Source organism: Pseudoalteromonas sp. Ld19, from assembly GCF_045064135.1.
Classification (GTDB): domain Bacteria; phylum Pseudomonadota; class Gammaproteobacteria; order Enterobacterales; family Alteromonadaceae; genus Pseudoalteromonas; species Pseudoalteromonas aliena.
Window position 1 is genome coordinate 131,023 of sequence record NZ_JBISHA010000019.1, and the last position, 25,516, is coordinate 156,538.

Sequence of the window (25,516 nt, forward strand, 5' to 3'; positions counted from 1 at the left end):
AGTTAGATGCCTTTTTCCTATCTCATCGCGTTTGTCTTGTTAACGCGCTGGACTTTCCTCAGTATTAAAGACAAACAATTCCTCAGTTCAAGGCGATTAAAACTTATGAAGTATTTGGTATATGCCAGCCTAATTATAAGCGGTGCGAGTATTGCGCAAGATGCTCCTAAAAATGCTATTAACGTGATCAATGCAGATAAAACCCTCTTAACCGATATCACGAGTACAGATACACACTTAATTGCTGTAGGAAAACATGGCACGATCATTAGAAGTACTGATGGAGCTCAATGGCAACAAGCTGACGTGGTACCAACTCAAGTTTTACTTACGGCTGTTGATTTTAGTAGTGACAATAATGGTTGGGCATGTGGTCACGATGCGACAATAATTAATACAACGGATGGTGGCGTAAACTGGCAGCTACAACAATCTAGCCCACAATTAGACAAACCATGTTTAGATATTCTTTTTAAAGACGACTTGCACGGCTTCGCTGTAGGGGCCTATGGCATGTTTTATCAAACCAGTGATGGTGGTGCGCATTGGCAAAAACGTTTTTTAGATTCATTACTTTTTAGTGAAGATAGAGAATACTTAAATGATTTAAAAGAAAATGATCCACAGGCATACGATGCTGAAACAGCGTCAATCTTGCCACACTTTAATCGGATAGAACAAAGTGCAAGTGGGTTGGTTTTGGTTGGTGAAATGGGCTTAATGGCAAAAAGTATGGATGCAGGCCTTACTTGGCAGCGTATAGAAGAAATTTACCCAGGTTCATTTTTTGCGTTTAATTCAGATGACGCACTCGAAGTTGTTGCAGGCTTACGTGGTAATGTATTTACTAAGCAGCGCGAAGAGCAAGATTGGCAACATTTAGAAAATGTTAAAACGGCAACCATTAACAGTATTCTCAATTATAACAATGAACAATGGTTAATGTTGGCCAACAGTGGTGTGATTTTTCATTTAAAAGATGGGCTGCTCACTTATGAGCAACTAGCAGATGGTAAAGCAATTCTTGATGGCGTGATTTCAAATAATAAGTTAATCATGGCAACAGAAAACGGCATTAAAGTGAAGGAGTTGACCCCTTAATGCATAAAATATTAGATTTTATAGAAAAAGCGATTTTTAGGCATCGTTTGATTATGCTTATAAGTTTTGCACTTATAACGTGTTTCCTCGTATTTAAAGCGACACAGATCCAACTTGATGCCTCGTTTAACAAAAATATTCCGTTAAACCATGAATACATGAAGGTATACACGAAACACGAAACACAATTTGGCGGTGCAAATAGCATTTTAATTTCGGTGTGTGATGACAGCGGAAATATATTTAACCCTGAGTTTTTCACGCAATTGAAAGCGGTTCACGATCAACTCTATTTTATCCCAGGTGTAAATCGTCCTTTAGTAAACTCAATATTTTCTCCCAGTGCTCGTTTTGTCGAAGTAGTTGAAGATGGCTTTGCCGGCGGCCCTATTATTCCTGCAAACTTTACAGCGGATGCGCGTGGTTTAGGCGTTGTTAAAGAAAGCATCGAAAAAGCAAAAGTCGTTGGGCGAATGGTTGCTAGTGATTATTCGTGTGCGATGGTCACAGCGCAGCTTCTAGAAACTGATCCACAAACGCAGCAAAAACTAGATACGCTTTTATTTGCGCAAAAGTTAGAAAATGAACTTCGTGAACCTCTAAGTACTGACAAAGTCAGTATCCATATAATTGGCTTTGCTAAAATGGCGGGGGATATTGCTGAGGGTGCAAAAGGGGTCGTACTATTTTTTGCTATAGCGATTGCCTTTACGTTTATCATGGTGTGGTTATTTTGTGGTAGCTTAAAGCTAACTATTTTACCTATTGCCTGCTCAATTATAGCCGTTATTTGGCAGTTAGGTCTACTCTCTAGTTTAGGCTTTGGCCTTGATCCTATGTCTATTTTGGTGCCATTCTTGGTGTTTGCTATTGGCGTAAGTCATGGTGTGCAAATGATCAATGCCATTGGCAAAAAAGTAGGTGAAGGCAAAAGTACACGTATTTGTTGTCAATCGAGCTTTCGATCTTTACTGGTGCCAGGTGGCATTGCCTTGCTATCTGATACGGTTGGCTTTTTAACGCTACTCACTATCGATATCGGTATAATTCGAGAACTTGCTATAACAGCGAGCTTAGGTGTTGCCGTAATTATATTTACTAATTTAATTTTATTACCTGTGTGGGCTTCGTACATGAAGTTTGAAGGCAGCGTGCATATTCAATCAGGCGATGCTAACAAACCTAATATGCTCGATAAAATTAGAGATTTACTTGTCAAAGCAACCGACCCTAAAGTCGCAAAAATGATCATCGGATTTACGTTAGTTTTATTTGCGTTAGGTTACTGGCAAGCAGATAAAATGCGCATTGGTGATTTACATGCAGGTGCGCCATCACTGCATCAAGATGCTCGTTATAATCAAGATACTTTTTTGATCTCGGATAGATACACTATTTCATCTGATATTTTAAAAGTAATAGTAGAAGCTTACCCAGCGGCGTGTACTGAGCACGATGTGATGCAACGTATCAGTCGTTTCCAATACAAGGTAGAAAATGTTGTTGGTGTACAATCTGCGGTTAGTTTAAGTTCTGTGGCACAGTCGGTAAATGCAGGCTATAACGAAGGAAATCTAAAATGGCAAAGTTTACCACGTAATTCGGCAAGCTTAGTCCAGTCTACCTCTCGCGTAGAAACAAGTACTGGTTTATTAAACGGTAATTGTTCTGTTATGCCAGTGATTATCTTTTTAAATGATCATAAAGCACAAACTATTGACCGTGTAATAGAGAGCGTTAAGCAATTTGCACAAGAGGAAGGCACAGATAAAGTAGCCTTTAAATTAGCATCGGGTCCAGTTGGTGTAATGGCCGCTACGAATGAATCGGTATCTGAAGCCCAGATACCGATGATGTTATATGTTTATGGCGCTGTAATTATTTTATGCTTACTGAGTTTTAAAAGTGTAAAAGCGACGATTGCTGTGGTCCTTCCACTTTATGTGGTTTCAACACTTGCACAAGCACTAATGGTACAACTGGAAATTGGTTTAACAGTGTCTACATTACCCGTAATTGCATTAGGTGTTGGTATTGGGGTCGATTACGGTATTTATATACTCTCATCGATGATGGGCCAGCTAAAGCAAAATGTACCGCTTTCAGTGGCGTATCGTAATGCGCTAGTTGAACGTGGTAGTGCGGTCTTGTTCACTGGTATTACTCTAGCTATCGGTGTAAGTACGTGGATTTTCTCTGATTTAAAATTCCAAGTGGATATGGGAATACTGCTTACCTTCATGTTTTTAGTAAATATGCTAGGCGCAGTACTGTTATTACCTGCAATTGGTAGCCTGCTCTGGACCGACCAGAAAAAATAATGTGAATAATTTTGCTCCTAAATGGCTAGGAATAGCCATTTATATCTATGTTTTGTGAATAGATGACCAAATAGCTGAAATGCTTAAAATGTTTTCATCGAAAAGGCTGTTTATTAGTTGTAAAAGGGTTAGAATTTAACTGACTCCACGCTAATAAATGGCTGTACAAAATTCCTGCTCCTGAGCAGTAATAGATTAAGGAACATACAATGACACGAAATGAAGGCCAAGCCTCGGTTATCCTAGATAATGTCTGTAAGCTGATCCAGAAAAAAGTTCACGCTGATAATGTGTTACTCGTTGAAAAATTCGCCAAAGCCTTGTACAGCAATATGTCTAAAGAGGATTTGGCAAACCGCAACGATAGTGACTTATATGGCGCTGCACTAAGCCTTTGGAATTCGCTAGAAAAAAATACTAACGACGACGCTGTTATTCGCGTTTTTAATCCAGAAGTGGCAAAAGATGGCTGGCAGTCATCACATACAATTGTTGAGATTATTGCTAAAGACATGCCGTTTTTAGTTGATTCAGTTCGTATGGCCATGACTCGCGAAAATATCGCCTCTCATTTACTACTTCATAGCCCACTTAAAATTCAGCGTGATAAAAACGCTAAAATATCGGGCTTATCAAATTTAAAAGCAGAGCAAGAATCAACATCAACAAAAACAGTGTTTTTTATTGAAATTGACCGTCAAACAGATTCTTCTGTGATTGAGTCTTTTAAGAAAGAATTAGAGTCAGTCCTTGTTGATGTGTCTGTTGCGGTAGAAGACTGGCAACCAATTCGCAAAAAATTAATTGCGGTAAATAAAGCGCTGCCAAAGCGTAGCCACAATAAAAATGAAAGTGAAGTATCAGAAACAGTCGAATTTTTAGATTGGTTAGTGAAAGATAACTTTACCTTAATGGGTTACCGCGAATATGAGTTAAGCCCAGTGCAGGGTGATTATCAACTTAAAGGTAAAATGGAAACAAGCCTTGGTTTGATGAAAAACTCGACTGAAGAGCACACGCGCTTACTTTCTGAATTACCAGAAGTGGCACGTCAAGAAGCGCGCAGTAGCAATTTGCTTATTTTAACAAAAACAAATTCACTTTCTCGCGTTCACCGTCCTGCTTATATCGACTACGTTGGCATTAAGCGCTTTGATGAGGAAGGTAATGTTATTGGTGAAGATCGCTTTATTGGTTTGTTCTCATCAAATTTTTATAACAACAGCGCCTCAGATGTACCTGTTCTTAAAAGTAAAATTAATCGCATCATGGATATGTGTGATTTTGCTAAAGGCACGCATGCGTACAAAGCGGTACTGAATATCTTAGAAACGTATCCACGTGATGAGCTTGTTCAAGCACGTGAAAGTGAGCTGTTAGAAGTTGCCACCGGTGTTTTACAGGTACAAGAACGTGATATGTGCCGCTTATTTGTGCGAAAAGATGCCTATGGTCGCTTTTTCTCTTGCATGGTGTATGTACCACGAGAGCGTTACAACACAGCATTACGCCGAGAAACTCAAGCTATTTTAGGCAATGCATTTAATTCTGACGACAAAGTCGAATTTACTACTTATTTTTCTGAGTCAACACTGGCGCGTACTCATTATACCGTTCGTGTGACCGACAACAATATCGAATATAATGTGAAAGACATCGAAAACAACTTAGTAGAAGCTGCCCGAACATGGGAAGATAAATTACAATCTGCATTGCTAGAATCTGCTGGCGAAGCACGCGGAAACGATTTAAATCGTAAATATTGCAATGCATTTGCGCGCTCATATAAAGATGAAGTTTTACCTAGCGCAGCCGTTGTCGATATTGAAAAGTTAGAATTACTAACCGATGAAAATAAGCTGGAAATGCTTTTTTATCGCCCGCAAGAAGAAGCCAACAGTAATATTGTACGCTTAAGCTTATTCCATAAAGATGAGCCGATTCACTTATCGGATGTAATGCCGATGCTTGAAAACTTCGGTTTACGTGTTGTAGGTGAAACACCTTACTCAGTTAAAACCAGTGATGGTCGCATTAATTGGATCATGGATTTCTCTATGCTGATAGACAGTAAAGGGATGGCTGATTTTGATAAAGTGTCTGCTCGTTTTCGCGCAGCGTTAACTAATGTTTGGGCTAATCGCTTAGAAAATGATGGTTTTAACCGTTTAGTACTCATGGGTGGCTTGGCTGGACGTGAAGCTTCAATTCTTCGCGCTTATGCTAAATACATGCGCCAAATTGGTGTTACCTTCTCGCAAACGTATATTGAAAGTACATTTGCTAACTACCCAAATATTGCCGCGCAGATTGTTAACTTATTTGCTAAAAAATTCTCAGTTAAAGCACCCGTCAGTGCAAAAACAATAGAGAAGCTTATTGCTCAGGTTTACTTAGAACTTGAGAATGTAGCGAACCTTGATGATGACCGCATTATCCGTTTATACGTTGATATGATTGTAGCTACACTTCGTACCAACTATTATCAAAAAGATGCACAAGGGCAGTTTAAATCGTATGTTTCATTTAAGATTCAACCTAGCTTAATTCCGGATGTGCCATTACCTCTACCAGCATTTGAGATTTTTGTTTATTCGCCTCGCGTAGAAGGTGTGCATTTACGTTACGGAAAAGTAGCGCGTGGTGGACTTCGTTGGTCAGACCGTCGTGAAGATTTCCGCACTGAAGTACTTGGCTTGGTTAAAGCACAACAAGTTAAGAATACAGTAATTGTACCTGTTGGTTCTAAAGGTGGTTTTGTATGTAAACAGCTACCGACTGAACGCGAAGCGTTTATTAAAGAAGGGCAAGAGTGCTATAAAATCTTTATTCGTGGTCTATTAGATATTACAGACAATATTGAGCGCGGTGAAATAGTGCCGGCTAAAGATGTTGTACGTCACGATGAAGACGATGCGTATTTAGTGGTTGCGGCCGATAAAGGAACTGCTACGTTCTCAGATATCGCAAACGGTATTGCTAACGAATATAATTTCTGGCTGGGCGATGCATTTGCTTCAGGTGGCTCTGTCGGTTATGACCACAAGAAGATGGGTATTACCGCTAAAGGTGCATGGGAGTCGGTAAAACGTCATTTCCGTGAAATGGATATTGATTGTCAGACGACAGACTTTACCGTTGTTGCAATTGGTGACATGGCGGGGGACGTATTTGGTAATGGTATGCTGTTATCTAAACACATCCGTTTACAAGTTGCTTTTAACCATATGCATATTTTTGTAGATCCTAACCCAGATGCTGCAAAATCTTACCCTGAACGTGAGCGCTTATTCAACATGCCACGTTCTTCTTGGGAAGATTATAATAAAGACCTTATTTCTGCCGGTGGTGGTATTTTCTCTCGTGCGGCTAAATCAATTACATTAAGTCCTGAAATGAAGAAAATGCTTGGCACGAAAAAAGCGAGCATGACACCAAATGAATTAATGAAAGCGTCATTAATGATGAATTTCGATTTACTGTGGAATGGCGGTATCGGAACATACATTAAAAATTCAAAAGAAACCGATGCTGATGTAGGGGATCGTGCAAATGATGCACTACGTATTAACGGTAAAGAATTAGGTGCGAAAATTATAGGCGAGGGTGGTAACTTAGGTGCGACCCAACTAGGGCGAATAGAATTTGCTGAAAAAGGCGGTCGTGTTAACACAGACTTTATTGATAACGTAGGCGGTGTGGCGTGTTCAGATAACGAAGTTAACATTAAGATTTTACTTAATGGCTTAGTTGCAGAAGGTGATTTAACACGTAAACAACGAGATGAATTACTTTATTCGATGACAGATGAAGTATCTGAGTTAGTGCTAAAAGACTGCTATCGTCAAACGCATACCATCTCAATTACGCAGTCTAAAGGTACTTCTACGCTTAAAGAGAAAATACGCTTTATCCATGCACTTGAAAAAGAGGGCAAATTAAACCGTGCAATTGAGTTTATCCCTAGTGATGAAGAACTCGCTGAGCGTGCAGCAGCAGGTAAAGATCTAACTCGTCCTGAGCTTTCAGTGCTTGTTTCATACGCTAAAATGGTATTGAAAGAGACGTTAGTAAGCGATGAAATTACTGAAAACCCTTATTACCGTCAGCTGCTTGTTAAGTCATTCCCACGCCCGCTACGCGAGAAATTTGACGATGCGATGAATAATCATCCGCTTCGTAAAGAAATTATCGCGACTAAGTTGGCTAATAATATTGTTAACGATATGGGTTTGAACTTCATGGTTCGTATGCATGAAGAAACCGGTGCAAACGAAGCTGAAATTGCAATGTGTTATTCAATTGCCAGTGAAATCTTCGAGATGCGTGATACTTGGTCATCAATTAGTGCGCTAGATAATAAGATACCGTCAGCAGTACAAACTGAAATGCTGTATCAATTACGCCGTACTGTACGTCGTACTACGCGTTGGTTCCTACGCCATAGAAATAAAGCGCAAACGATTGAACAGGCAATTGCGCATTTTGCACCAACCTTTAAAGACCTAAGTGATAACCTAGGAAACTATATGGTCGAAAAAGAAAATGACCGTATTGTTATTGAAGCGAATAAACTGATAGAAGACGGTGTACCTCGTCAGATTGCTGAACGCATTGTGTCGTTATCAAGCTTGTTCTCTGTAATGGACCTAGCTGAAGTAGCAAGTAAAACAGGTCGTAATATAGCAATGGTTTCTAACACTTACTTCAAGTTAGGTGCGCGAATGGGGCTACATTGGTTCTTAGATCAAATCACAAATCAACCTGTTGCTAACCATTGGCAAGCACTTGCTCGTTCTTCTTACCGTGAAGAATTAGATTGGCAACAACGTACGTTATCTGAAGTTGTATTAAATAGCTTTGAAGGTGACGATAGCGATGTAGATAGCCAAATTGATCAATGGATGGATAGCCAAGAATTACTGCTTCTACGTTGGAAGCAAATGCTGGCTGAATTTAAAACATCACAAAGCCACGATTTCGCTAAGTTTTCTGTAGCGCTCCGTGAACTGATGTTATTAAGCCATAATTGCGATACATCTGTTAAATAATTTAGTATTTGGGTTATTATTTCTTTCGTAAATAATAAGTTAATTATTAAAATTGTTATACAATACCTCAGCCTTGTCTGAGGTATTTTTTTGTCTGTTATTTATTAGAGGATTATCTTGATGTTTTATGATTTAGCTCGCCGGTTTATGTTCACTCGTGATGCAGAGTGGGCCCATGAGTTTGCCCTCAATAATCTTCGTCGCTTTGCACACACCCCTTTAAAAGCCGCATGGTCACAAAATGTTGCAGACAAGCCTGTCAATTTTTTAGGCCTTGAATTTAAAAACCCAGTGGGACTTGCAGCAGGGCTTGATAAAAACGCTGAGTGTATTGGTGCCTTTAGCCAAATGGGCTTTGGCTTTATTGAAGTAGGTACCGTTACACCTCGTCCTCAAATAGGAAATGATAAGCCGCGTATCTTTAGGTTGCCAGAGTCAAATGCGATTATCAATAGAATGGGTTTTAATAATAAAGGTGTTGATAACTTAGTCGCCAATGTAAAAGCGGCAAAATACAATGGCATACTAGGCATTAATATTGGCAAAAATAAAGACACACCGAATGAACAAGGTAAGGATGACTATATTCATTGCATGCGCAAAGTATTTGAACATGCTTCGTACATCACAGTGAATATTTCATCGCCCAATACCCCAGGCCTTCGTGATCTGCAGTACGGTGCGGCGCTGGATGATTTATTACAAAGTTTGAAAAATGAACAGTTAGATTTAATCGCAAAATATAATAAGCAAGTCCCCATGCTTGTCAAAATTGCGCCCGATCTGGATCAGATCCAAATTGAGCAAGTAAGTGAGTCTTTGATTAACAACAAAATTGATGGTGTTATTGCCACTAATACCACGTTAGAGCGAAGCGCAGTGATTGGTCAGCAATATGCTGATGAAGCGGGTGGGTTATCAGGACACCCAGTAAAAGAGCGCTCTACGCACGTGGTAAGTGAGTTAAAACGTTTAACTCACGGGCAACTACCAATAATAGGGGTAGGTGGTATTGATGATGCGCTATCGGCAAAGGAAAAAATAAATGCCGGAGCAGATTTAGTGCAAATTTACACCGGATTTATTTATAAAGGACCGCAATTGGTAAAATCAATTGTAAATGGCTTATAAGGATCTGCTATCTAAGCTTTTGATCGTTCGATAAATGTTCTAAGTAAATATTTATATAATGGTTAAAAGCAGTTATACTCTAAGCTTATTGTATTATTTTAATTACATCACTTAAGTAAGGGGGGTTATATGTTACAAGCATCAAAGCAATGGCAATGGATTGCTTGTGCCAATAAAAATCGCTTACTGCTTGATTTAAATGACGATATGCAGTTGTGCACCCCCTATAAACTAAGGTTATTAACCGACTCTGTATTTAAAAACCCTTACTTTAGCGTGGAGGATGCCGCGTTTTACGAGCAAGTTTATAACTATTTAGTAGGCTTTAACGTGTGGAGTCCTGCAAAAATATGCCAAATATCACTTAATGCAACTGCAGTAAAATACCATTTAAAGCCAGTTTTAGCTAAAAGTTGGTTTTTTAAAGAGTATACTGGCTCAGATCCTAGTGTTGAAGCGATTGTAAAATTAACATCTAAAGCACAATCGGGTGATTTTCTTATTGTGGAGCATTGCCCTGATGCTTCTATTTGTTTAAACCTGAGTGAGGACTTTAAACTGGATGAAAATTTATCATTAACGCAGTTTGAAGTTATCCGTATTTTGAATAACCGCGTACACCCTATCTTAAATCAGCAATATCAAAGCCAAACCGCCTAACCAAATTTACCTTATATGCACGTGTTTATGGCGTGTTTGTATGCCAACCTATGATATAATCCTGCGCAATTAGCTATTAAGGGTTACTACTTTGCAATTTATCGCACTTACTTCTATCGGAATCGAAAATTTATTGGTTGATGAACTAACAGAGCTTGGCGCAACGGTGTCTAAGCAAACTGTGGGTTCAGTTCGTTTTGAGGCTGACTCATTACTAGCGCAAAAGGTTTGTTTATCAAGTCGTTTTGCTACGCGTGTGCTTATGCTTATTGAAGAAAAAGAAGGCGTAGATGACAAAAGTAGCCTGTACAACTTTGCGCGTTCGCAGCCATGGCAAGAATGGTTTGGACCAACGCAAACATTCGCAGTTGACTTCAATGGCACAAATGATTCATTAAAAAATACACAGTTTTCTGGTCTTGTAATTAAAGATGCGATAGTTGATTACTTTAATGATTTATTCGAACAGCGCCCAAATGTAGATAAGCAAGATGCTAACGTACGTGTTGTTGCACGTTTAAATCGTTATGGTGTATCAATGTATATTGATTACTCTGGCCCCCGCTTATCTGAACGTGGCTACCGTCAAGGTCAAGGTAAAGCACCGATTAAAGAACATTTAGCAGCCGCTCTAATTAAGCGCAGTGGTTGGCTTGAAAATGTAAAACAGCCTTTATTTGATCCATGTTGTGGTGCGGGGACTATTTTAATTGAAGCTGCTGGTATGGCACGAAATGAAGCACCGGGCTTGTTCCGTGAAGGTTTTGCTTTTGAGCGTTTGCCGAGCTTTAGAGCCGCCAAATTTAAAGAACTAAAAGAAGAGTTACTTGCTAATATTACCGATCCTAAATTGTGGTTAATTGGTCACGATTACGATGAGCAAGTGTTAAGTAAAGCTATTGATAATGCAAAACGTGCTGAGCTTGATGACGTTATTAAATTTAAACAAAGCGATGCAACCAAACTGACTGCAGTTGCTAAGTTACCAGGTGTGGTCATTTCAAACTTACCGTATGGTGAGCGTATTGGCTCTATGGCTGAACTTGTAGACTTACACCGTAATTTAGGTGTTGGCTTTAAAAAGCATTTTAATCACTGGAAACTTGCCCTACTAGGCATGGATGAGAGCTTATTTAAACTTTTAAAACTAGTTCGCCTTAAGCGTTATAAGTTTAAAAATGGCCCGCTTGACGTTGAACTTAACTTATATCAATTAGATGATAAGCAAGTAAGCCTAACGACAGATGACAAAAAAGCACTTAATTTTGAAGGCTCAACGTCATTTGCAAATCGTTTAAAAAAGAATAAACACGGTTTAAAAAATTGGCTTAAACAAAATAAAGTGGATGCTTACCGAGTATATGAAGCGGATATCCCTGAATACAATGTTGCTGTGGATATTTACGGTGATTCAGCGGTTATTTTTGAATACGCGGCGCCTAAAGAAATCGATGAAAAAACCTCAGAAAAACGCCTGCAAGATGTAATCAGTTTAACGTCTCAACAGCTTGAAATTGCCCCAGAAAATATTGCTGTAAAAGTGCGTAAAAAACAAAAGGGTGAAGATCAATATACGGCAATGTCTAAACAAAACCGTACTATGGTTGTTGAAGAATTTGGCGCTAAGTTTAAAGTCAATTTATTTGATTATTTAGACACTGGATTGTTTTTAGATCACCGTTTAATGCGTCGTTACATTCAAGAAAATGCCAAAGATAAACGCTTTTTAAACTTGTTTGCTTACACGGGTACAGCGTCTGTGCATGCAGCCTTAGGTGGCGCTAAAGCCATTACTACCGTTGATTTATCAAAGACCTACTTAAAATGGGGCCAAGATAACTTTGATTTAAATGGTATTAATAATACACGTTACCGTTTTGAACAAGCAGACTGCTTAAAATGGTTAGAACATGCAACCGCGCAATACGATTTAATATTTTTAGATCCGCCGACTTTCTCTAATTCAAAGCGTATGAAAGATGCATTTGATGTGCAAAGTGATCATATTAAATTATTAACCTGGGTTAAAAAGATTTTAAGCCCATCGGGTACGTTAATTTTCTCTAATAACAAACGTGGCTTTGTGATGGATGAAGTCGGGCTGATCGGTTTAGGTTTAAAAGCCGTTAATATTTCAGATAAAACATTATCACCCGATTTTAAGCGCAATAAAAAAATCCATAATAGCTGGTTAATTACGCATGGCTAAATGGGTTTTATATCACACGGATGGTTGCCACTTGTGCGAACAAGCTGAGCAACTTATCACTGAGGTACTTAGTGATACTAGTGGGTTATTACTAATCGATATTATGAGCGATGAGCAGCTTATAGCTGAGTATCAAATCAGTATTCCTGTATTAAAAAGTGAACATGGCGAACAGTTGTTTTGGCCTTTTACCTCACACAGTGTGCGTGAATTTTTAGCGCAAACAGAATAAGAGCAAATAAGAACTATGGATTTAATTAGAATTTTAAAAGCACAACTTGCCTTTGGTACACACGCCTTGTTGAACAAAGCTGATGCTGTAATTGAAAGTGGCGAGCGAGTGTGTGTGGTTGGCAGAAATGGCGCGGGTAAATCAACGTTATTAAAAGTACTTGATGGCCAAGTTGTTTTAGATGATGGTGAAATAAATCAGCTTGGCGGAATACGAATTTCACGCTTAGAGCAAGATCCACCAAAAGGTGCAAGTGGAACAGTATTTGATTACGTTGCGCAAGGTATGCCAGAAATTGCTAATTTACTCATTGATTTTCACCATGTAAGTAATGAGTTACAAACAGAGTGTAATGATAAGTTATTAAACAAACTTGAGCGTTTATCAAACCAATTAGAAGTTGCGGATGGCTGGCGCTTTGATAGCCGAATTCAATTAGTATTAACTCAATTAGAGTTAACACCAGACGCTAAACTCGAGTCTCTTTCAGGTGGTTGGTTACGTAAGGTGGCACTTGCTCGTGCACTTGTTAGTGAGCCTGATTTATTACTTCTTGATGAGCCAACAAACCACTTAGACATGGCAAGTGTTATGTGGCTTGAGCAGTTTTTAAAAGAATTTAAAGGCGGTATTGTATTTATATCGCATGACCGTGCGTTTATTCGTGCTGTTGCTACGCGTATTTTAGATTTGGATCGCGGTAAACTTATATCCTATCCTGGTGATTACGCGACTTATTTAGAACAAAAAGCGCATGATTTAAAAGTTGAAGAAGCTCAAAATGCATTGTTCGATAAACGTTTAGCAGAAGAAGAAACATGGATCCGACAGGGTGTTAAAGCACGTAGAACGCGTAACGAAGGACGTGTTAGGGAGTTAAAGCAGCTTCGTACCGAGCGCAAACAACGTGTTGATCAAGTAGGTAAAACTGACTTTAATATCGAAACGGCAGATCGCTCTGGTAAGTTAGTGTTTGAAGCTAAAAATTTATGTCATGCATTCAAAGACAAAGTCATTGTAAATGACTTCTCTACACTTGTTATGCGCGGTGACCGTATAGGTTTAGTTGGCCCAAATGGGATTGGTAAAACAACCCTATTAAAATTAATGTTCGGCGATTTAGTGCCAGATAATGGCATAACTAAACAAGGTGTTAATTTAGAGTTCGCTTACTTTGACCAATATCGTGAAAAGTTAGATGAAGAAGCAACAGTACAAGATAACGTTGCTGAAGGTAAACAAGAAGTGATGATGGGTGGTCGCTCACGTCATGTTTTAGGTTATTTACAAGACTTTTTATTCCCGCCAGCACGTGCTCGAACCCCTGTTAAAGCACTCTCTGGTGGTGAAAAAAACAGATTACTATTAGCTAAATTGTTTTTAAAACCGTCTAATATACTTGTTCTCGATGAGCCAACGAATGACTTGGATATTGAAACACTTGAGTTATTAGAGGACATAATTAATCAATATCAAGGCACTGTGCTGATTGTAAGCCATGACCGTGAGTTTATTGATAATACGTGTTCAAGTGTTTGGGCATTTGAAGGAAATGGTAAAGTAACTGATATAGTAGGTGGTTACAGTGACTATGAAGCTTATGTTAGCTACTTAGCAGAGCAAGAGAAACAAACACCGCAGCTAACAAAAAAGACTGAAAAATCGGCACCGGTGACGCCTGCAAAAGTAGAGAGTAAAGGAACTAAACTAACGTACAAATTAAAACTTGAATTAGAACAACTGCCTAATAAAATGGAACAACTTGAAGTTGATATTGAAACTCAACAAGCTGTTGTTAGTGACGTTGACTTTTTTAAGCAAAACAGTGATGTAACAACGAAAGCGTTGAACCATTTAGCACAACTTGAGTCTGACCTTGAAGCCGCCCTAGAGCGCTGGGAAGAACTTGAAGAATTACAGAATCAGTAGTAAGGATAAAAATGAAATATAAATTACTCGCTGTCAGTGTTTTAGCGACCCTGAGCACATCAGCAATAAGCGCAACGTATCAACTAAGCGAATTAGGCACACTCGAAGGCGCTAAACATTCTTATATAAGCGATGTGAGTAAAAATGGCCATATTATCGGTTTTGCAAACGGTGTTTACAAGCTGCCGATAGATATTAGCTATATTGATTTTACAGAAAGTGTAATAAAAACGGCTTATAGTAATGAGAAAAAAGCTTTCGAAGAAAGCGATAAAGTAATCACATTTACGCTGGATGATATTGAAAATAAAGATGCCATTAATACTAACCCAGATGCCCACAGTTTCATGGTTAGATTTTTATCATCACTTTCAAATAACTTTGAATACCAAAAGCTTAGCTCTTTGGTTGCAGTCAATTTTAAAGATACCAATGTAATAGAGCAGCCACTATTTGATATCGCTGCTGTTGATTATGATGGCCTAACCCAGTCCACTACCAATGTTTATAACGCAGTAAGTGAAAATGGTGTTACGGTTGGCTGGGGAAGCGCGCCTTATGATAAAGTGTCATTTACACCTGATGGTGAAGACGAGGCTGAAAGCTGGTTTACCCATGAATTTATTGAACGAGGGATCGTTGTTAGTGCTGATGGAGTGCGCGTACCTCTGACACCTGAATTTAATGAATATGGCGGGACAAGCCGCGCAAACGATATTGTAAAAACAGCAAACGGCTATACTGTTGTTGGTAGCGTATCTACAAGTATTCCCGACGACAGGCAAGTTAATATCAATGATAGTTGTGATAATGAAGATGAGCCAACATCAGTCTGCATTAACTTATTAAATACCAATATTGCAAGAGGGTTATTTAATAAACGTGCAGTTAAGTGGGAACTAGATAATTCATTAAATATAATTTCTGTTGAACAGCTTGGCTTAGCACTCACTCCAGATGAAGACGAAACTGAAGATGATGCCTTTGCAAGTACAGCTTTTGCTATTAATGCAAATGGCACTATCGTTGGTTCTTCAAATATTCGTTATGACAATAATAATGACATAATTATAACAATGCCGGTATATTTTAAAGGTGGTAAGGCTGTATCTTTTTTAGACCAAGAGAATGATTCCCGCCAATCCGGCAAAGCAGTAGCCGTTAATGACAATGACGTCATTACAGGTTACGCAACGAAAGTTATTGAAAATACTCGCCGTAATAAGTTTTTCTATCATGATATAAAAACAGGCAACACTGTTTTTCCAACAGGTTATTTTAATAGCTCTAGCTCTTTCGGTAACGATATAAACAACAAAGGTTATATTGTTGGTGAAGGCGAAGTAGGTACTACTGATAGTTCTCGACGTAAACAAGCATTTGTCTATAAAATTGGTGATGATAAAGTTACGAATCTTAATGACTTATTGCCGTGTTTTGAAGCGGATGGTGAAACTGCGTACGCTTATACTATGGCAGAAGCTAAAGTTATTAACGAAAATAATGAAATATTTGGCGTAGCTACTAAAACGGTTGAAAAACGTAATTCTTTAGGTGGTATTGTTACTGATATTGACGGTAAAACTGAATTTGAAAGCGTGGCGGTTGCTGTAAAGCTTACACCATTAGTGGATGGAACAGTAGAGAGTTGTGCTCCTCCTGAGGTAGAAGTTTATGAGCGTAATTCAGCGAGCTTTCCTTGGTATGCATTACTGTTATTACCACTAGTTGGCGTAAGACGACTTTTCCGCTTTTAGTCGATTAGTTTATTACCTCCTCAAGCAAACTGTTTCGTAATGCTTGTACACTGCCTATCATTTATACCTGTAAAGAGTATGGGTGATAGGTAGCTTTAACAACGTAAGCTTGCCCCTACCAAATAGTGCCGCTAAGATTATTATAAATATGCCCATTTGCGTGCATTTATTATTGATTAGTACCTAAATTCAAGATAATAAATTGATTACAAACCGCTATTTTTGATGCTAACTGAATTAAATTTACTGCAACAAATCAGTAAATTTATTAAACAGAGTAATCGAGTTTTTTATTACAGATAAACATGATGAAAATTTAGTTGTTCTAAATAAAAGCTAAATAACCTGAACTCTGGATAATAAATCTATCTCTAGCAGCTATTATCAGCGCTAACTGCGTTGAATTTACTTGCAATAGGCTAGCTATTGACGCGTAAATTCGCCTTGTGTTCACTGAGAATCTCTGGCTAGAGAAAAATAAATTTAAATATCATTATGGTTCAATATGCTAGTAAATCTCTTAACCAGAGTTCAGGTTAAATAGAACAACTAAATACTATGATACCATTATTAATTTATTAGTAAGCTTTATCTACACGTACTGTGTTGTCATTTAAATACACAAGCCTAACGTTGTCGCCTTTGCTAAAGCGCATGGACTGGTCTTGATCTTGAACGACCATAAACTGCTCGCCACTTTCAACCTGTATCAATAACTCCACAAAGTGACTTTGTTGGTAGTGATTTCTCTGTTGCTTGTTATGTGCGACACTGCCACCAATAACTGAGCCAAGTATTGTTGCGACAGTTCGACCGCTTCCTCCACCAAACTGATTCCCAATAACCCCACCTAACAATGCACCACCAAATGTCTCCCATCCGTTTTTTTTATCTTGGATGATTTCTTGCTCGGTAATATTACGCACCGACTTGACATCCCCAAATAGAACTTGTTGTACGGGCACCGCTTTATTGCGTTCATATTTGGCAAAAGTAGGTGCGCTTACCGATAATAAAGTACACATTAATACAGTAATTACTTTCATCACTCACTCCCACTAGCTACCAGCCAAAGGTTGATTTTTCTTTTGTTTTACGAATTTCAGTTTCGTCTGCCCACTCTATAAGGCCGCTTTCCATATCCATTAAACGCATTGTAAATTTGTAGTAAACGTCTGACTTGTCTGCATTTGATTTAACAATGCTTGATAAGTTACCGTATAACATAAATTGCGCACCAATCTGCTTACCAAACGCTACAGCTGTTGCTGGATTAACAAGGGCGTCTTCGTTTTGGAATGTTAACTGCTCACGTACAGACTCGACACGACTCATATCAACAAAGCGGAATTTACCGCTGCGAAGCATCTGAGTAGAGATTGAATCGGTGATTGATTCTGTATCAATGTGCTCACTGGTTTTGTTTTTAATACGCTCAACAAACACAACAGGGCGCTTATTCGCTGTCATAGTGCCAACTACTGGCGAGCTTAGCAATGAGTCTGTCATTTGGCTCGCCACTTTCTGTAAGTCTGTCGAGCCAAAGTTAATATCGGTTGTTTCTACCGCTTGTGCATCTCCATAACTGACTACGGCTTTGTTTGCACAGCCGCTTAATACCAAGGCACTTAAGCCAACTAAAGCGTAAGTAGATGCTGTTTTATACTTTTTACTGATGATCATTGTCGTTTCCTTTAATCTTTGAATTCTTGTGACTTGGTTGAGACTTCTCTTACTGCTAATGAAAAGGTGACCGCATCTGGACTTGGTGCTAAGCCCGGTAATTGTGTTTTTGCAAAACCAAATAAAGTAAGTGCCTGCCAAGGCGAATGATTGCCTTTAATAATAAAGCCATCTTTATCAAACCAATTGAATTGATATTGCAAGTATTGAGACTTTTTATAATTGCTAGAAAGCGTAACGACCACGTCGGTTAACTGGTTCGTTTGGCGAGTTTTTACATCAGTGATAGCGAGCTTTTTAGCTAAATTTGGATTATCAACACGGAGTTGATCACTAAATGAGTTTTGATGTTGTTCAACAGAGATACCTGATGTAACGGGTCTACTTGAACATGCACTGAGCACTAAGGCTGCTAATAATGGCGCGATGTATTTCATGATGCCTCCTAAAGTTGAACTACATGGTAGTTAAAGTAATTATTAACAGAGGTTAAGTAAATTAATGTTAACCTTTGCTTACTAACGGTAAAATTTATAGGTGCGTGTGTACCTACATATAATGAATGTACGCCCACGTTAAGTGTGTCACGGGCGACACTAATTTGATTCGGAAGCGTAAGCCAGCTACGAGTATCGGCTTGCTCAGATGCTAAATTATAAATATTGGCTAGTATATTACCTACATCACCTGCACTGCGTGCAAGTTCTGCACGCACCTTTTCTTTCGCAATTAATCGCAATACTTGACGGGCCACTTTTGCAGATATTGCGTCCTCTAATGTTTTAGCAGCCAGCGCCTCAATATGTACCAAAGGGCTAAGTGCTAAATTTTGTGTATCTATATTTATATTATTGACGCGACGAACATAGGCATTATCTTTGTACACAGGTATTGCTAGGCTGTAAAAGCGCATATCGTCACGTGATGTATAAATTGGTAGACGTAATTTAAATTCATCTTGCTTTGGAACTAAACCTTGTTCAAATAAAACAATAACTTCGCCTTGATTTGCAGCCATGCTAGGTGCATCACTAAAACGTTGTTTAAACTCGTTTAAATCTTGCTCAAACCCTTGTTTTTTTGCAAGGCGCATTACGTCGCGTTGTAAATAAATATTATTTGGCTCAATTGCGAGTGCTTTTTTATAATCAATATAAGCATCGTCGTATTGTTTAGCGCTTTGATATAGCAAAGCAGATAAGTAAAAGGTATAAGCGTTTTGAAAGCCATTTTTGATCTTTCTCGTTATATTATTCATACTTGGATAGTGCCGTTGCGCTTCTTTTGCTATTGAATCAACGTCTTTATCATTTTCAACAAGCGCATCCACTTGTACCTTATTTGCTCGGCGAATTTCGACTAAAGCGCTTTCAACGTCGTTTTTATACACATAGTTAAGTGCTTTATAACTATGTAGCATGCTCATTTCGTAAGCGGGAGGGACGTAGGTAATAACTGAGTCGTTAGTAAATAATGCGTTACTTTGCTCAAGCCCTGCACTGACTTGTATTTTTGCTGCTGCACGCTTGCTCTGCATTTGTTTGTATACGTTTTCGAACTTGTTTTGTGCATCATCAGCGCGCTTAGCAAAATCATCTAGGCGTGCTTGCTCTAATTGATTAAGTAAATAACTGCTGTGCGTGGTGTTATTTTTAGCAATAAGAGAGCGTGCTTCTTCGATATTATTATTCTCGATCGCGTTTCTTACTGGTGTCATTTGAGTTGCGTAGTCATTAAATAGATCACTAAAACCTATGGTGCTACAACCACTTAAAATAAAACTAAAGCTTAAAATAATACTGCGGCGCACTGAGCACTCCTTTTAATTTACGCTGATACATTAACATACTCTTATCGGTTAAATATGTGAAAGATTGTAAAAAATCGTAGAGTAAAGTTGGTGAACAAAACGTGAATTTTTAAATTTTTTATCAACTACACTGAAATAGTTATTTAGCTTTTGCGGTCTAGCTATTTGTTATATCACTCAGAGGAAATAAAAATGAAAAAGTTCACAGGTGCTGCAATGGCAGTAATGGTTGCGGGTTTAGTTGGTTGTAATGCGACTGAAACACAAACGTCTTCATCAAATACAGTTGCGAATAATACAGCAACAACCGATTTAGTTCATTGTTACGATGCTAATGTATGTGGCGGCCATAACGATTGTAAAACAGCCGAAAACGCATGTGCTGGTCAAGCATCGTGTAAAGGCACTGGTTTTGTAGCAATGCCTGCAAAAGCATGTGCTGACGTTGGCGGTAAGGTAAAAGATAAATGGGTTGGCACAGTTACTAAAACTGATTTAGTACACTGTAATGATGTAAATGTGTGTGGTGGTCATAACGATTGTAAAACAGCTAATAATGCGTGTGCAGGTCATGCATCATGTAAAGGCACCGGTTTCGTTTCTATGCCAGCGAAAGCATGTGGCGATATTGGTGGCTCTGTAGGCAGTTAATAGCTAATTATTAATAACTAACCTGAACTCTGGATAATAAATCTATCTCGAGCAGCTATTTTCAGTGCTAACTGCGTTGAATTTACTTGCAATAGGCCAGCTATTGACGCGTAAATTCGCCTTGTTTTCACTGAAAATCTCTGGCTAGAGAAAATAAATTTAAATATCACCATGATTCAATATGTTAGTAAATCTCTTAACCAGAGCTCAGGTTAATTAAAGTTATAAAATAAGCCTGAGCAACATATCAATTACAAATGTATTACTCAGGCTTTTAAGGAAGTATATGACGAACCGCTTTTTAGGTTTTGGCTTAGGCTTAAGAGCCCCACATTTTGAACAGATTATCGCACAGCAACCATCTGTAGATTGGTTTGAAATCATTTCAGAAAACTATTTTGTTGCAGGGGGTAAACCTTGGCATTATTTAAATAAAATTAGAGCGGATTATCCAATTGTGATGCACGGGGTATCAATGTCTATTGGTAGTGTTGATCCGATTAATAAAGCTTATTTAAATCAGTTAAAAAACACAATTGAAAGAGTTGAGCCGCAGTGGGTGTCTGATCATTTATGTTTTACCCAAGTAGGGGGGATCAATAGTCACGATTTACTGCCAATGCCTTACACTAATGAAGCGCTGAATCATTTAGCAACTAAAATAGCGCAGGTGCAAGACTACCTTGGCCGTGAAATGATTTTTGAGAACGTGTCGAGCTACTTAACGTATAACGATTCACAAATGACAGAATGGGAGTTTTTAGCGCAATTACATAAGCAAACGGGCTGTAAATTTTTAATGGATGTAAATAATGTTTATGTAAGTGCACGTAATCACGATTTTAACGCAATGGATTATCTAGCAGCGATACCGAGTACTGCTATAGCGCAAATTCATTTAGCAGGGCATCAAGACTTTGGTACGCATATAATAGATACCCATGATGAAGATGTACCTGACGCAGTGTGGGATTTATATCAGCAGTATGCGCAAACGCTAAGCCCAACAAGCACCATGATTGAGCGCGATGATAATATAGGCTCGTTAGATGAACTAATTAGCGAGCTTGAGCATGCTAAAACATTGGTAAAACCGTTTTGGAAAATGACGTCATGAGTGATTTAGCAAAGCTGCAACAACAGTTTATGGATTTACTGCAAGGTGAAAATTCGGATATTACCGAGCAAATTGCACAGCAAGGGCAGTTAAGTACACAGCAGCGGCTCTCTATTTATCAAAACGCTTATAAAATTCGCTTAAGAGCAGTGATAGAGCAAGATCACCAGCAGTTAGGTATTTACTTAGGTGATGATTTATTTGAACAAATGGTTGATGGTTATTTAGCCCTGTATCCTTCATCTCATACATCGCTACGAATTTTTGCAGATAAACTACCTGATTACCTAGCGACCCAAACTCCTTTTAAAAATTACCCCATACTCGCAGATATAGCTAAATTTGAACGCTTGTTGCTAAGTGCGTTTGATGCAAGAGACGCTGCATTGTTAGCGGTAGAATCCTTAGAAATGGTTGAACCGCTAGCATGGCCGACTTTAATATTAAACCTGCACCCCAGTGCTCAATTAGTAAAGTTTAGTACATCCGCTGTTGAAAGTTGGCAAGCAATAAAAGAAAAGCAAACCCCGCCAGATCCCCAATCATCAGCCCTGCGTTTTTGGGTTATAGCGCGTGATGCTGACAGGCGTACGCAATACGTAAGCGTTGATGAGCAAGAATACCGTCTATTAAATCTATTAAAACAAAAGACCCCCTTTGCACAGTTATGTCAATCCTGTTTAAATGAACTTCCTGGCGATAAAATCGCTGATTTTTTAATTATTAAAGTTAATCAATGGCTTGAACGTGGTTGGTTAATAAGCGGTTAACTTTAAACAACGTTGTTCTTTTTAAGGATTTTTTTTTGAAAGCCACCCTATACACAATTATTGCTTTAATAGCATTTGCTGCAAATTCTCTATTTTGCAGAATGGCATTAGCAGAAGGTTATATAGATGCTTGGAATTTTACCATTATTCGTTTACTCAGCGGCGCTGTGTGCTTGGGTATTATAATGGCTATTTATACGAGTAATTTAAAACGTAAAGGTAGATTTGATCGCACTATTTTAGATGATAAAGGCAGCTGGCGAAGTAGTATTAGCTTGCTTGTTTATGCAATTTGTTTCTCTATAGCTTACGTAAAACTTGATACCGGTACGGGGGCACTTATTTTATTTTCGGCTGTGCAACTGACCATGATTGGCTGGGGGATTTATAAAAAAGAGCAATTAAGTGCCCTTCAGTGGTGTGCGTTTTTAGTTGCGTTAGGTGGCTTTGTGTACCTAATGTTGCCCTCTGCTGCAGTGCCATCTATTCTTGATGCATCACTTATGGCGTTAAGCGGAATAGCGTGGGGCATTTATAGCATTCGCGGAAAAGTGTGCGTATCGCCATTACGTACAACAGGTTTTAACTTTATTAGAAGCTTAGTTGCTATCCCTATTTTACTACTGGTAGGCATGAACCATTTACAAGATGTGAGCATTGAAGGGGTGTTACTTGCCTGCGCCTCGGGCGCGATAGCATCGGGTATGGGTTACAGTATTTGGTATGTGGCTATGCCATTACTCAAAAGTACGCAAGCTGCTGTTGTTCAGCTGTGTGTCCCCGTACTTGCAGCAATGGCGGGTATGTTATTTTTATCAGAGCAGGTAACAATGGAGTTTACAGTAGCAAGCTCATTAATATTAGGCGCTGTACTTGTATTTATTTTAAATAAAAAGAAGGTTTAACGTCACTTAGGCAAAGCAGACCTTCTTTTTAGGGTGAACTCACGTTTGTTACAAAGCGTGTATATATAGCAGGCAAGTTATCAAGTATTGCCTGCTTACCCTGTAGTTCACTGTTTTTTATGCAGTCAAAAAGTGCGTGTTCGTCAAGCCTATTCACTAATAGCTGTGATTGCTTAATATGGCTTATATGCCAAAGCTCTGGCGCTACGCCGCCTAAATCATGCTGGTAAGGGCGATAAAAACCATATTTAACTAAGTTAGCATCAAGCCAATTACTTAAAGGTGAAAATGGCCCGCCTAGTTGGTATTCATCGGGCGTTAGCTGTAGTTTGTAATCGTCATTCACTGCTGCTTTATCAAACACATCCAAGTCAGTGCCTAAATGATGCCTGCTTGTCCCTGGTAGTGCAGAGTAGCGCATTATCGCAATACACTTATCTATATCACTTAGTTTACTTAAATCCACAACGTTTTGCTGTTTATCATAAACAGGTCGTAAACTTGCAAATTTATTATTCCAAATAATGGATTGGCGATTAAAATCACGAAAGCTTGAGGCTATCGCGAGTTCGAACCCTGCCTTTTGGGCAGCATTTTGTAGCGCTAAAAAATCGCTAATGATGGCGCTGTGCAAGCGATGGTTTTGTATATCAGTTAAATGTGTGTCACTTTTTCCTGTGATACACAATATTGATGTGGGTTGAGTGACATCCATTATGTTAATATTTGCTCTAGTATTTGCTCATAAATGTCGCTAAGGGCTATTAAATCATCGGTACTTACGCATTCATCTACTTTATGAATAGTGGCGTTACGTGGTCCTAGTTCAATTACTTTAGCACCTGTTTGCGCAATAAAACGTCCGTCAGATGTGCCACCTGTGGTTTCTAGGTTAGTTGTTAAACCGGTTACAGACTTAATAGCATTTACTGTGGCATCAACAAGTGGACCGTGCTCGGTAATAAAAGGCAAACCATTGACTATCCAACTTAATTCATAATTTAAATTATGTTTTTGTAGAATGTCATTTACACGTTGTTGTAATTGCTCATGCGTTACTTGCGTGCTAAATCTAAAGTTAAATTGTATTTCTAGTTCAGCTGGGATCACGTTACCCGCACCCGTGCCGCCATTAATATTTGAAATTTGAAAGCTGGTAGCAGGGAAGTATTCGTTGCCGTTATCCCACACCGTTTGGCTAAGTTCAGTAAGTGCTGGCGTCGCTAAGTGAATTGGGTTGTGTGCTAAATGGGGGTAGGCAACATGACCTTGTACGCCTTTAACTGTTAAAAATGCGGTAAGTGAGCCTCTGCGACCATTTTTAACCACATCACCGAGTACATCGCGTGATGAGGGCTCGCCTACTAGGCACATATCAATTTTTTCACCGCGTGCTTCTAGCGTATCAATTACACGAGTCGTCCCGTTTACAAACGGACCTTCCTCGTCAGACGTAATTAAAAATGAAATTGAACCTTTATGATCTGGGTGCTTAGTAACAAAACGCTCGGTTGCTACAAGCATTGCAGCAAGTGAGCCTTTCATATCGGCAGCGCCCCGGCCATGTAATAAACCGTCTTTTATTAATCCTGAAAATGGCGGATGTTGCCAATTTTTTTCTGGCCCAGTTGGCACTACATCGGTATGGCCTGCAAAACAAAAGTGCGGCGATTGTGTACCTTTCCGAGCCCAAGTGTTTAATGTATCGGTGAAAAATAATGATTCAATATTAAAGCCAACCGCAGCAAGGCGCTCGTTCATCATTTGTTGGCAGCCAGCATCTTCGGGCGTTACTGATTGTCGTTGGATGAGTGCTTGGGCGAGTTTAATTACATCATTAGTCATTATTAAAAATCTCGTCGTATTGGGCTGCTTTAAATCCTAAATGGTAAGTGCCATTGTTAACTAATATAGGGCGCTTTATCATTGCAGGTTGTTCAACTAACAATGGGATAGCACTTTCGTTAGTTAGGCTCTGTTTTTGCTCATCAGATAATGCGCGATAAGTAGTGCCTCTTTTATTAACGAGTTGCTCCCAATCGAGCTTATTTGCAAAATCACTCACCATTTTCTCGTTTACGCCATCTTTGCGGTAATCATGATAAGTGAATTCGATATTGTTGTCGGCTAAGTATTTTTTTGCTTTTTTTATCGTATCGCAGTTGCTAATACCGTATAGAGTGATCATA

20 protein-coding genes are annotated in these 25,516 nt (G+C 38.9%); 13 read left to right on the forward strand and 7 right to left on the reverse strand.

The window, feature by feature from the left end:
• The first annotated feature begins 105 nt into the window (after positions 1-105).
• From ACJJVZ_RS10435 to ACJJVZ_RS10475, 9 genes are all read left to right on the forward strand, one after another.
• A complete protein-coding gene (locus ACJJVZ_RS10435) occupies positions 106-1,101 on the forward strand; it encodes a YCF48-related protein (protein WP_193155272.1) in 996 nt (331 codons plus the stop codon).
• Positions 1,101-3,422, forward strand: coding sequence for an RND family transporter (locus tag ACJJVZ_RS10440; RefSeq protein WP_405600239.1), 2,322 nt, complete (start codon positions 1,101-1,103; stop codon positions 3,420-3,422). The genes ACJJVZ_RS10435 and ACJJVZ_RS10440 overlap by 1 nt, the downstream gene beginning before the upstream one ends.
• Before the next feature lie 209 nt (positions 3,423-3,631).
• On the forward strand, positions 3,632-8,473 hold the full coding sequence (locus tag ACJJVZ_RS10445) for an NAD-glutamate dehydrogenase (RefSeq protein WP_405600242.1): 4,842 nt from the start codon (positions 3,632-3,634) through the stop codon (positions 8,471-8,473).
• A gap of 120 nt (positions 8,474-8,593) precedes the next feature.
• A complete protein-coding gene (pyrD, locus tag ACJJVZ_RS10450) occupies positions 8,594-9,604 on the forward strand; it encodes a quinone-dependent dihydroorotate dehydrogenase (protein ID WP_193155275.1) in 1,011 nt (336 codons plus the stop codon).
• Positions 9,605-9,733: 129 nt separating this feature from the next.
• The gene (locus ACJJVZ_RS10455; RefSeq protein WP_405600244.1) at positions 9,734-10,264 is read left to right on the forward strand and encodes a cell division protein ZapC; all 531 of its coding nucleotides are present in this window, start codon (positions 9,734-9,736) and stop codon (positions 10,262-10,264) included.
• Between the two features lie 91 nt (positions 10,265-10,355).
• Positions 10,356-12,473 carry a bifunctional 23S rRNA (guanine(2069)-N(7))-methyltransferase RlmK/23S rRNA (guanine(2445)-N(2))-methyltransferase RlmL gene (gene rlmKL, locus ACJJVZ_RS10460; protein ID WP_193155276.1) on the forward strand — a complete coding sequence of 706 codons (2,118 nt, stop codon included), beginning with the start codon at positions 10,356-10,358 and terminating at the stop codon, positions 12,471-12,473.
• The gene (locus tag ACJJVZ_RS10465) at positions 12,466-12,705 is read left to right on the forward strand and encodes a glutaredoxin family protein (RefSeq protein ID WP_193155277.1); all 240 of its coding nucleotides are present in this window, start codon (positions 12,466-12,468) and stop codon (positions 12,703-12,705) included. The genes rlmKL and ACJJVZ_RS10465 overlap by 8 nt, the downstream gene beginning before the upstream one ends.
• A 15-nt stretch (positions 12,706-12,720) precedes the next feature.
• The gene (locus tag ACJJVZ_RS10470) at positions 12,721-14,634 is read left to right on the forward strand and encodes an ABC transporter ATP-binding protein (RefSeq protein WP_405600247.1); all 1,914 of its coding nucleotides are present in this window, start codon (positions 12,721-12,723) and stop codon (positions 14,632-14,634) included.
• 11 nt (positions 14,635-14,645) lie between these two features.
• The gene (locus ACJJVZ_RS10475) at positions 14,646-16,391 is read left to right on the forward strand and encodes a DUF3466 family protein (RefSeq protein WP_405600249.1); all 1,746 of its coding nucleotides are present in this window, start codon (positions 14,646-14,648) and stop codon (positions 16,389-16,391) included.
• Positions 16,392-16,969: 578 nt separating this feature from the next.
• On the opposite strand, the gene ACJJVZ_RS10480 is transcribed toward ACJJVZ_RS10475, so the two are convergent.
• From ACJJVZ_RS10480 to ACJJVZ_RS10495, 4 genes are read right to left on the reverse strand one after another with little or no spacing between them, the layout of a single operon-like run.
• The gene (locus tag ACJJVZ_RS10480) at positions 16,970-17,437 is read right to left on the reverse strand and encodes a glycine zipper 2TM domain-containing protein (RefSeq protein WP_405600251.1); all 468 of its coding nucleotides are present in this window, start codon (positions 17,435-17,437) and stop codon (positions 16,970-16,972) included.
• Between the two features lie 16 nt (positions 17,438-17,453).
• Entirely contained in the window at positions 17,454-18,074 is a 621-nt protein-coding gene (gene lpoB / locus ACJJVZ_RS10485; RefSeq protein ID WP_182702417.1) for a penicillin-binding protein activator LpoB, read from the reverse strand.
• 11 nt (positions 18,075-18,085) lie between these two features.
• Positions 18,086-18,511 (reverse strand): YcfL family protein, encoded by a 426-nt coding sequence (locus ACJJVZ_RS10490; protein WP_193155281.1) that lies wholly within the window; start codon positions 18,509-18,511, stop codon positions 18,086-18,088.
• Between the two features lie 8 nt (positions 18,512-18,519).
• Positions 18,520-19,884 carry a COG3014 family protein gene (locus ACJJVZ_RS10495; protein ID WP_405600254.1) on the reverse strand — a complete coding sequence of 455 codons (1,365 nt, stop codon included), beginning with the start codon at positions 19,882-19,884 and terminating at the stop codon, positions 18,520-18,522.
• Positions 19,885-20,076: 192 nt separating this feature from the next.
• Here ACJJVZ_RS10495 and ACJJVZ_RS10500 point away from each other — a divergent pair, with 192 nt between their 5' ends.
• From ACJJVZ_RS10500 to ACJJVZ_RS10515, 4 genes are all read left to right on the forward strand, one after another.
• Positions 20,077-20,535 (forward strand): hypothetical protein, encoded by a 459-nt coding sequence (locus ACJJVZ_RS10500; RefSeq protein WP_193155283.1) that lies wholly within the window; start codon positions 20,077-20,079, stop codon positions 20,533-20,535.
• A 286-nt stretch (positions 20,536-20,821) separates the two neighbouring features.
• A complete protein-coding gene (locus tag ACJJVZ_RS10505; RefSeq protein WP_405600256.1) occupies positions 20,822-21,652 on the forward strand; it encodes a DUF692 domain-containing protein in 831 nt (276 codons plus the stop codon).
• Positions 21,649-22,422: a putative DNA-binding domain-containing protein gene (locus tag ACJJVZ_RS10510; protein ID WP_405600258.1), complete on the forward strand. Its 774-nt coding sequence runs from the start codon at positions 21,649-21,651 to the stop codon at positions 22,420-22,422. The genes ACJJVZ_RS10505 and ACJJVZ_RS10510 overlap by 4 nt, the downstream gene beginning before the upstream one ends.
• Before the next feature lie 35 nt (positions 22,423-22,457).
• Positions 22,458-23,327, forward strand: a complete 870-nt coding sequence (locus ACJJVZ_RS10515) for a DMT family transporter (RefSeq protein ID WP_405600261.1) — start codon at positions 22,458-22,460, stop codon at positions 23,325-23,327.
• 28 nt (positions 23,328-23,355) lie between these two features.
• Here the strand turns inward: ACJJVZ_RS10515 and ACJJVZ_RS10520 are convergent, their stop codons facing one another.
• The 3 genes from ACJJVZ_RS10520 to ACJJVZ_RS10530 are packed head-to-tail and all read right to left on the reverse strand — an operon-like array spanning position 23,356 to position 25,515.
• Positions 23,356-24,042: a M15 family metallopeptidase gene (locus ACJJVZ_RS10520; RefSeq protein ID WP_405600263.1), complete on the reverse strand. Its 687-nt coding sequence runs from the start codon at positions 24,040-24,042 to the stop codon at positions 23,356-23,358.
• Entirely contained in the window at positions 24,042-25,172 is a 1,131-nt protein-coding gene (dapE, locus tag ACJJVZ_RS10525) for a succinyl-diaminopimelate desuccinylase (RefSeq protein ID WP_405600265.1), read from the reverse strand. Before dapE ends, ACJJVZ_RS10520 begins: the two co-directional genes overlap by 1 nt.
• The gene (locus tag ACJJVZ_RS10530; protein WP_405600267.1) at positions 25,165-25,515 is read right to left on the reverse strand and encodes an ArsC family reductase; all 351 of its coding nucleotides are present in this window, start codon (positions 25,513-25,515) and stop codon (positions 25,165-25,167) included. Before ACJJVZ_RS10530 ends, dapE begins: the two co-directional genes overlap by 8 nt.
• Position 25,516: the final 1 nt, after the last annotated feature.

Bases quoted from the DNA above. Each gene is read 5' to 3' on its own strand.
- ACJJVZ_RS10440 (WP_405600239.1), top strand. From the start codon at position 1,101: ATGCATAAAATATTAGATTTTATAGAAAAAGCGATTTTTAGGCATCGT.
- ACJJVZ_RS10435 (WP_193155272.1), top strand. From the start codon at position 106: ATGAAGTATTTGGTATATGCCAGCCTAATTATAAGCGGTGCGAGTATT.
- ACJJVZ_RS10445 (WP_405600242.1), top strand. From the start codon at position 3,632: ATGACACGAAATGAAGGCCAAGCCTCGGTTATCCTAGATAATGTCTGT.
- ACJJVZ_RS10510 (WP_405600258.1), top strand. From the start codon at position 21,649: ATGAGTGATTTAGCAAAGCTGCAACAACAGTTTATGGATTTACTGCAA.
- ACJJVZ_RS10475 (WP_405600249.1), top strand. From the start codon at position 14,646: ATGAAATATAAATTACTCGCTGTCAGTGTTTTAGCGACCCTGAGCACA.
- lpoB (WP_182702417.1), bottom strand. From the start codon at position 18,074: ATGATCATCAGTAAAAAGTATAAAACAGCATCTACTTACGCTTTAGTT.
- ACJJVZ_RS10480 (WP_405600251.1), bottom strand. From the start codon at position 17,437: ATGAAAGTAATTACTGTATTAATGTGTACTTTATTATCGGTAAGCGCA.
- ACJJVZ_RS10530 (WP_405600267.1), bottom strand. From the start codon at position 25,515: ATGATCACTCTATACGGTATTAGCAACTGCGATACGATAAAAAAAGCA.
- ACJJVZ_RS10500 (WP_193155283.1), top strand. From the start codon at position 20,077: ATGAAAAAGTTCACAGGTGCTGCAATGGCAGTAATGGTTGCGGGTTTA.
- ACJJVZ_RS10465 (WP_193155277.1), top strand. From the start codon at position 12,466: ATGGCTAAATGGGTTTTATATCACACGGATGGTTGCCACTTGTGCGAA.
- ACJJVZ_RS10455 (WP_405600244.1), top strand. From the start codon at position 9,734: ATGTTACAAGCATCAAAGCAATGGCAATGGATTGCTTGTGCCAATAAA.
- dapE (WP_405600265.1), bottom strand. From the start codon at position 25,172: ATGACTAATGATGTAATTAAACTCGCCCAAGCACTCATCCAACGACAA.
- ACJJVZ_RS10520 (WP_405600263.1), bottom strand. From the start codon at position 24,042: ATGGATGTCACTCAACCCACATCAATATTGTGTATCACAGGAAAAAGT.
- ACJJVZ_RS10490 (WP_193155281.1), bottom strand. From the start codon at position 18,511: ATGAAATACATCGCGCCATTATTAGCAGCCTTAGTGCTCAGTGCATGT.
- pyrD (WP_193155275.1), top strand. From the start codon at position 8,594: ATGTTTTATGATTTAGCTCGCCGGTTTATGTTCACTCGTGATGCAGAG.
- ACJJVZ_RS10470 (WP_405600247.1), top strand. From the start codon at position 12,721: ATGGATTTAATTAGAATTTTAAAAGCACAACTTGCCTTTGGTACACAC.
- ACJJVZ_RS10505 (WP_405600256.1), top strand. From the start codon at position 20,822: ATGACGAACCGCTTTTTAGGTTTTGGCTTAGGCTTAAGAGCCCCACAT.